Consider the following 7974-nt stretch of genomic DNA (forward strand, 5'->3'; position numbering starts at 1 on the left):
GCCGGCCGGCAGGCCGAGCGCGGCCGCGGCCTGCGCGCCGAGCACGCCGCAGCGCGCGGTGGACGCACGCACCGGCGCGAAGCGGTCGGCAGGCAGGCCGAGCGTGTCGATCAATGCGTTGTCCCACGCGCCGTCGGGCGTCGCGAGCGCGGTTGCGCACGCGTCGCTCGGGTCGGCCGCGACGTCGCCGCCCAGTGCGATGCGCAGCCAGTCCTTCGGCTGCACGGCCCAGCGCGCGACGCGCAGCGCGTCGGGTTCGTGCGTGGCCAGCCAGCGCAACAGCGGGCCCGCCATGCCGGGCGCGACGGGATTCGGTGGGACGGGCGATCCGGCGGCGGCCCAGTCAGCCGCGTCCGCCTCGCGCACCGCGCGCGTGTCCGGCCACAGCAGCGCGGGCCGCACCGGCTGGCCCGCCGCGTCGATCAGCACGACGCCATGCATCTGGCCCGAAAAACCGATCGCCGCGACCTGCGCGCGCTCGTCGGCCGGCAGTCGCGCGGCTGCGCGCACCAGCGCCTGCCACCACGCGTCGGGGGCGATTTCCGCCCAGCCCGGCCGCGGCGACGACAACGCATAAGGTTCGCTCGCGACCGCGCGCTCGACGCCGTCGGCATCGAGCGTGACGAGTTTGACGGAGCCGGTGCCGAGGTCGATTCCGAGCAGGCGCATGACGTGAAGGAGATTCGTGTGAACGGATGTCGATGATAACGGGATCGCGATGGGCGCCCCGCTTTTTGCCGCCGCCTCGACGCATACAAAGTGCGGTCGGATCGGCGCCCTCCACCGGGCTGCACCTTGCACGCAAAAGCGGCCGTTCGCGGGTTAACCCGGCGCGATTTCCACACACCGCTTTTTGCCACTATGCGACTCACCCGATACACACCATAAAGCGCGCCATATTTGACATGGGGGCCGGCGCTATTTTGAAGCGCTATAAAACCGGTGAACCTCACTCCCGCGGCAGTTTCCCGATGATCGCCCCCCTGTTCCATACCGAAATGGCATATCGAACCAGCAAAGAACGGAATAGAACCCAGTGCTCTTGTTGCATGGATTCATTCCGAATAACTTCGTATCACCCCGAAAACAAGATCATGGAGTGAGACAGATGCAATCGAACACGGTCCATCCGTGCGATGAGGTGCTGCCGACCGGCAAGCTGGTAACGCTTGGCCTGCAACACGTCCTCGTCATGTACGCCGGCGCCGTCGCCGTGCCGCTTATCGTCGGCGCGGCGCTCAAGCTGCCGAAAGACCAGATCGCGTTCCTGATCAGCGCCGATCTGTTTTCGTGCGGCATCGCCACGCTGATCCAGACACTCGGCCTGTGGATCTTCGGCATCCGCCTGCCCGTCATCATGGGCTGCACGTTCGCGGCCGTCGGCCCGATGATCGCGATCGGCACGAACCCCGGCCTCGGCATTCTCGACATCTTCGGTTCGACCATCGCCGCCGGCATCATCGGCATCGTGCTCGCGCCGATGATCGGCAAGCTGTTGCGGTTCTTCCCGCCCGTGGTCGTCGGCACGGTGATCGCCGTGATCGGGCTGTCGCTGATGGAAGTGGGCATCAACTGGGCGGCCGGCGGCGTCGGCAACCCCGAATACGGCAGCCCCGTCTATCTCGGCCTGTCGCTGCTCGTGCTCACGCTGATCCTGCTGATCAACAAGTTCGGCCGCGGTTTCGTCGCGAACATCTCGGTGCTGCTCGGCATCGTCGCCGGCTTCGTGATCGCCTTCGCGCTCGGCCGCGTGAACACCGACGGCGTCGCGCATGCGCCGTGGGTCGGTTTCGTGATGCCGTTCCACTTCGGTCTGCCGCACTTCGATCCGCTGTCGATCGTGACGATGGTCACGGTGATGTTCGTCACGTTCATCGAATCCACCGGCATGTTCCTCGCGGTGGGCGACATGGTCGATCGCCCGGTCAACCAGGAGCGCCTCGTGCGCGGCCTGCGCGTCGACGGCCTCGGCACGCTGATCGGCGGCATCTTCAACTCGTTCCCGCATACGTCGTTCTCGCAGAACGTCGGCCTGATCGGCGTGACGGGCGTGAAGAGCCGCTTCGTGTGCGCGACGGGCGGCGTGATCCTCGTGCTGCTCGGCCTGTTCCCGAAGATGGCGCAGGTCGTCGCGTCGGTGCCGCCGTTCGTGCTCGGCGGCGCAGGCATCGTGATGTTCGGGATGGTCGCCGCGAACGGCATCAAGGTGCTGTCGAAGGTCGACTTCGTGCAGAACTCGCACAACCTGTTCATCGTCGCGGTGAGCGTCGGCATGGGCCTCGTGCCGGTCGTGTCGCCGCACTTCTTCTCGAAGCTGCCGCCCGCGCTCGCACCGATCCTGCACAGCGGCATCCTGCTGGCATCGGCCACGGCCGTGATCCTGAACATCGTGTTCAACGGCGTGAAAGGCGAAAAGGATGCGCGCTGCGAGATTCGGCGCGCGGGGCACGATTTCGATGGGCGGCCCGCCGACGTGCACCACTGATCGCGCCGCGCCGGACGATGGCGCGAAGCGGTAACGAAAAACGCCACGGCATGCCGTGGCGTTTTGCTTGATTTCCCGCACGATCCGGCAGCGCAAAAGAAAACGCCACGGACTTTCGTCCGTGGCGTTCTCGTTTCCGCATACAGCCGGTTCGAAGGGCAAGCGCGGTGACCCGCGCCCGCCCTTCTCGGTGCTTACCCGTTCGTCGCCGTTGCCGACGCGGGCGCAGGAGCCGCCGCCTTGTCGTAGTCGACCGGCGCATCCGGCGCGCGCGGCGCTTCGCCGGCATGCTGGATCCAGCCGCCGCCGAGCGCGCGGTACAGGTCGACCAGGTTCGTCCAGCGTGCCAGGCGTGCGCTGATCAGCGACTGCTGCGCCGAGTACAGATCCGTCTGCGCGGTCAGCACCGACAGGTAGCTGTCGACACCGTTCTTGTAACGCAGGTCCGACAAGTCGAAACGACGTTGCTGCGCGTGCTCGTTGCGCTCGAGCGCCGCGATCTGCTGGTCGTACGTGCCGCGTGCGGCGAGGCCATCCGACACTTCGCGGAATGCCGACTGGATCGCCTTCTCGTAGTTCGCGATCTCGATGCGCTTCTGCACGTGCGCGAGATCGAGGTTCGCGATGTTCTGCCCGCCCTCGAAGATCGGCAGTGCGATGCTCGGCGCGAACGACCATGCCGCCGTGCCGGCCTTGAACAGGCCGCCCAGCGTCGGGCTCGCGGTGCCGAACGCGCCCGTCAGCGAAATCTTCGGGAAGAACGCCGCGCGCGCCGCGCCGATGTTCGCGTTCGCGGCCAGCAGCGTCTGCTCGGCCTGCATCACGTCAGGACGACGCGTCAGCAGATCCGACGGCAGGCCAGCGGGCACGTCCGTCAGCAGGTTCTGCGCATCGAGCGGCATGCCCGCCGGCAGGTCGTCCGGCAGCGGCTCGCCGATCAGCAGCACCAGCGCGTTCAGCGCCTGCGCGCGGGCACGGGCCTGCGCCTGCTGGTTCGCGAGCGCCGTCTCGACGACCGTCTGCGCCTGACGCAGCTCGAGCTCCGAGCCCGTACCGTTGTCGAACTGCAGCTTGGTCAGGTCGTACGATGCCTGCGCGGTCTTCAGCGTGTCCTCCGTGACCTTCAGCAGGTCGTCGGTCGACAGCAGCGTCAGGTATTGATCCGCCACCTGCGACACCAGCGAGATCTCCGACGCCTGCCGCGCATACGCGGTCGACAGGTATTGCGCGAGCGCCTGATCCTTCAGGCTCTGCACGCGGCCGAACAGGTCGAGCTCCCACGACGCGGACAATCCAACGTTATAGGTGCGCGAAATCAGCGGCGCCCTCGTCGTCGACACACCGGCCGGCAGACGCTGGATGTTGCCCGTGCCCGTACCGTCGAGCGTCGGGAACAGCCCCGCACGCGTGATCTGGTACTGAGCACGCGCCGCCTCGATATTGAGCACCGACACGCGCAGGTCGCGGTTGTTTTTCAGCGCGATCTCGATCAGCCGCTGCAGGCGCGGATCGACGAAGAACTCGCGCCAGCCGATGGCAGTCGCCGCCTGGCCGTTCGCGCTGCGCGCGCCGGCTGCGCCCGGCTGCGTCGCGTAGACGCCGCCGGCCGGGTACGCCTGCGCGACGGGTGCGTCGGGCCGCTTGTAGTGCGGCGCCATCGTGCAGCCCGTGGCAAAGAGCGCGACTGCGATTGCAGTCAAAGCGTGTTTTTGCATCATCACTGTCCCTTGTTGCCTTCGTCGCCGTTGCCCGGCTTCTCTTCGTGGTGCGAGTGCTCCTGAGCCAGGCGCAGCGCCTCGTCGACGTCTTCCTTCTCGCCGCTGAAGATCGCACGGATCTTCACGAAGAACATCGGGATCATGAAGATCGCGAGGAACGTCGCCGTGATCATCCCGCCGATCACGCCCGTACCGATCGCGTGCTGGCTGGCCGAACCCGCGCCGTTGCTGATCGCGAGCGGCATCACGCCGAGAATGAACGCGAGCGACGTCATCAGGATCGGACGCAGCCGCAGGCGCGCTGCTTCCAGCGCAGCCTCGATCGGCCCCATCTTCTCCGTCTGCTGCAGTTCGCGCGCGAACTCGACGATCAGAATCGCGTTCTTCGCGGACAAGCCCACGGTGGTCAGCAGGCCGACCTGGAAGAACACGTCGTTCTCGAGGCCGCGCATCGTGGCCGCGAGCAGCGCACCGATCACGCCGAGCGGCACGACCATGATCACCGAGAACGGAATCGACCAGCTTTCATACAGTGCCGCGAGACACAGGAACACGACGAGGATCGAGATCGCGTACAGGATCGGCGCCTGCGAACCGGACTGGATTTCCTGGAACGACAGCCCCGTCCACGAATAGCCGATGCCGACCGGCAGCTTCTTCGCGAGCGTTTCCATCGCGGCCATCGCCTGACCGGTCGACTTGCCCGGTGCGGCCTGACCCTGGATTTCCATCGCCGACACGCCGTTGTAGCGCTCGAGCTTCGGCGAACCGTACGTCCAGTGACCGGTCGAGAACGCGCTGAACGGCACCATCCCGCCCGACCCGTTGCGCACGTACCAGATGTTCATGTCTTCCGGCGTCATCCGGAACGGCGCATCGGCCTGCACGTACACCTTCTTGATCCGGCCGTCGGTGTCGAGGAAGTTGTTCACGTACTTCGACGCCCACGCGATCGAGAACGTCTGGTCGATCGCATCCGCCGTCACGCCCAGCGCATTCGCCTTCTCGCGGTCGATGTTGACCTTGTACTGCGGCGTATCGTTCAGGCCGTTCGGACGGACACCCTGCAGCGTCGGGTCCTTCGACGCCATCCCGAGCAGCTGGTTACGTGCCGCCATCAGCGCGTCGTGGCCGAGACCGGCGTTGTCCGTCAGCTCGAAGTCGAAGCCGGCGGCCGTACCGAGTTCGGGAATCGACGGCGGGTTGAACGGAATCACGAGCGCGTCCTTGTAGCTCCCGTAACGCCCGAACATCCGGCCGATCAGCGCCTGCACCTTCTGGTTCGCATGCTGACGCTGCGAGTAGTCCTTCAGGCGCACGAACACGAGACCCGAGTTCTGGCCGCGACCCGCGAAGCTGAAGCCGTTGACCGTGAACGCCGATTCGACGATTTCCTTCTCGTCCTTCAGCAGGTAGTCGGAAATGTTCGCGAGCGTCTTCGCGGTCGTTTCCTGCGTCGAGCCCGACGGCGTCTGCACGATCACGAACATCAGGCCCTGGTCTTCATCGGGCAGGAACGACTTCGGCAGGCGCACGAACAGCAGCCCGACCGCGACGATCACGACCAGATAGATGATGAGCCAGCGGCCCGAGCGCTTGATCACGTGGTGCACGCCGACGTGGTACTTGTCGCGGCTGTTGTTGAACGTGCGGTTGAACCAGCCGAAGAAGCCCTTCTTCTCCTCGTGATGCCCTTGCGGGATCGGCTTGAGGATCGTCGCGCACAGTGCCGGCGTCAGAATCAACGCGACCAGCACCGACAGCACCATCGCCGACACGATCGTCAGCGAGAATTGACGATAGATCGCACCGACCGAGCCGCCGGAGAACGCCACCGGCACGAACACCGCCGACAGCACGAGCGCCACGCCGACGAGTGCGCCGGTGATCTGGCCCATCGCCTTGCGGGTCGCCTCCTTCGGCGACAGCCCCTCTTCCGCCATCACGCGCTCGACGTTCTCGACCACCACGATCGCATCGTCGACCAGCAGGCCGATCGCGAGCACGAGGCCGAACATCGACAGCGTGTTGATCGAGAAGCCGACCATCGACATGATCGCGAACGTACCGAGCAGCACGACCGGCACCGCGATCGTCGGGATGATCGTCGCCCGCAGGTTCTGCAGGAACAGATACATCACGAGGAACACGAGCACGATACCTTCGAGCAGCGTCTTGACCACTTCCTCGATCGACAGCTTCACGAACGGCGTCGTGTCGTACGGATACTTCACGACGAGGCCGTGCGGGAAGAACGGTGCGAGCTCGTCGATCTTCGCGCGCACGGCCTTCGCGGTCGCGAGCGCGTTCGCGTTGGTCGCGAGCTGGATACCGAGTGCCGCGGTCGGCTGACCGTTGTACTTCGTGTCGAAGTTGTAGTTTTCGCCGCCGAGGCCGATCTGCGCGACGTCCTTCAGGCGAACCTGCGAGCCGTCCTGGTTGACCTTCAGCAGGATGTTGCCGAACTGCTCGGGCGTCTGCAGCAGCGTCGATTCGGTGATCGTCGCCTGCAGCACGGTGCCCGGCGTGGCCGGCGTGCCGCCGATCTGGCCGCCCGCGATCTGCACGTTCTGCGCGGTGATCGCCGAGCTGACGTCGACCGGCGTGAGGCCGTAGTTGGTCAGGCGGTTCGGGTCGAGCCAGATCCGCATCGCGTACTGCGAGCCGAACAGCGTGACGGTACCGACGCCGTTCAGCCGGCTGATCGGGTCCTTCACGTGCGACGCCACGAAGTTCGCGAGGTCGTACTTGTTCATGCTGCCGTCTTCGGAGTTGAAGGCGAGCACCAGCAGGAAGCTGCTGCTCGACTTCGTGACCGACAGACCGAGCTGCTGCACGACCTGCGGCAGAACCGGCGTCGCGAGCGACAGCTTGTTCTGCACCTGGACCTGCGCAATGTCGGCGTTGGTGCCCGGCGCGAAGGTCAGCGTGATCGTTGCGTTGCCCGAGTCGTCACTCGTCGACGACATGTACAGGAAGTTGTCGAGACCGCTCATCTGCTGCTCGATCACCTGCGTCACCGTGTCTTCCACCGTCTTCGCGGAAGCGCCCGGATAGTTCGCCGTGATCTGGATCGATGGCGGCGCGATCGTCGGATACTGCGAGATCGGCAGCGTGAAGATCGCCGCAACCCCGGCCAGCATCAGGATGATGGCGATCACCCACGCGAAGATCGGGCGATCGATAAAAAACTTTGCCATGAAACAGGCTCCCTGTTATTGCGCGCTCGACGCGGCGGCAGCACTCGCCGGCGCGGCGCCCGATGCGGCGGCACCGGAAGCGGCAGCGGCGCCGGACCCGGCAGCGGCCGGCGCGGCGGGGGCAGCGGCACCCGAGGCGGCATCGGCCGCCGGGGCGAGCTGCGCGGCGACGGTCTTCACGGTCGCGCCCGGGCGCACCTTGTCGACGCCTTGCACGATCACGTGATCGCCCGCCTGCAGACCGCCTTCGACGATCCAGTTCTGGCCTTGCATGCCGGTGGTCTTCAGCGGACGCGGCTCGACCTTGTTGCTGGCGTTCACCACCATCGCGATCGCCTGGCCCTTCTGGTCATGCGTGACGCCGATCTGCGGCACCAGGAAGGCGTTCTCGTTCACGCCTTCCTCGATCCGTGCGCGCACGAACATCCCCGGCAGCAGCACGCGGCCCGGGTTCGGGAACACCGCGCGGATCGTCACCGAGCCGGTGGTCTGGTCGACCGTCACGTCCGAGAACTGCAGCTTGCCCGGCTCCGAGTAGGTCTTGCCGTCTTCCAGGATCAGCGACACCTTC

At 66.0% G+C, this 7974-nt stretch carries 5 protein-coding genes; 1 reads left to right on the forward strand and 4 read right to left on the reverse strand.

Features of this window, described 5'->3' with window-relative positions:
• The coding region (locus tag JMF86_RS12955) for an FGGY family carbohydrate kinase (protein ID WP_269189816.1) at positions 1-669 on the reverse strand (669 nt) is incomplete at its 3' end.
• A gap of 439 nt (positions 670-1108) precedes the next feature.
• Between JMF86_RS12955 and JMF86_RS12960 the strand changes: the two genes are divergently transcribed.
• Entirely contained in the window at positions 1109-2485 is a 1377-nt protein-coding gene (locus JMF86_RS12960) for a nucleobase:cation symporter-2 family protein (protein ID WP_011546090.1), read from the forward strand.
• A gap of 194 nt (positions 2486-2679) precedes the next feature.
• On the opposite strand, the gene JMF86_RS12965 is transcribed toward JMF86_RS12960, so the two are convergent.
• The 3 genes from JMF86_RS12965 to JMF86_RS12975 form a co-directional block, all read right to left on the reverse strand.
• A complete protein-coding gene (locus tag JMF86_RS12965) occupies positions 2680-4203 on the reverse strand; it encodes an efflux transporter outer membrane subunit (RefSeq protein ID WP_011546091.1) in 1524 nt (507 codons plus the stop codon).
• Positions 4203-7403 (reverse strand): efflux RND transporter permease BpeB, encoded by a 3201-nt coding sequence (gene bpeB, locus JMF86_RS12970; RefSeq protein ID WP_011546092.1) that lies wholly within the window; start codon positions 7401-7403, stop codon positions 4203-4205. The genes JMF86_RS12965 and bpeB overlap by 1 nt, the downstream gene beginning before the upstream one ends.
• Before the next feature lie 15 nt (positions 7404-7418).
• The coding region (locus JMF86_RS12975; protein ID WP_201317008.1) for an efflux RND transporter periplasmic adaptor subunit at positions 7419-7974 on the reverse strand (556 nt) is incomplete at its 5' end.

The organism is Burkholderia sp. E168m15 (assembly GCF_016586105.1).
In the GTDB taxonomy this organism is placed as follows: domain Bacteria; phylum Pseudomonadota; class Gammaproteobacteria; order Burkholderiales; family Burkholderiaceae; genus Burkholderia; species Burkholderia orbicola.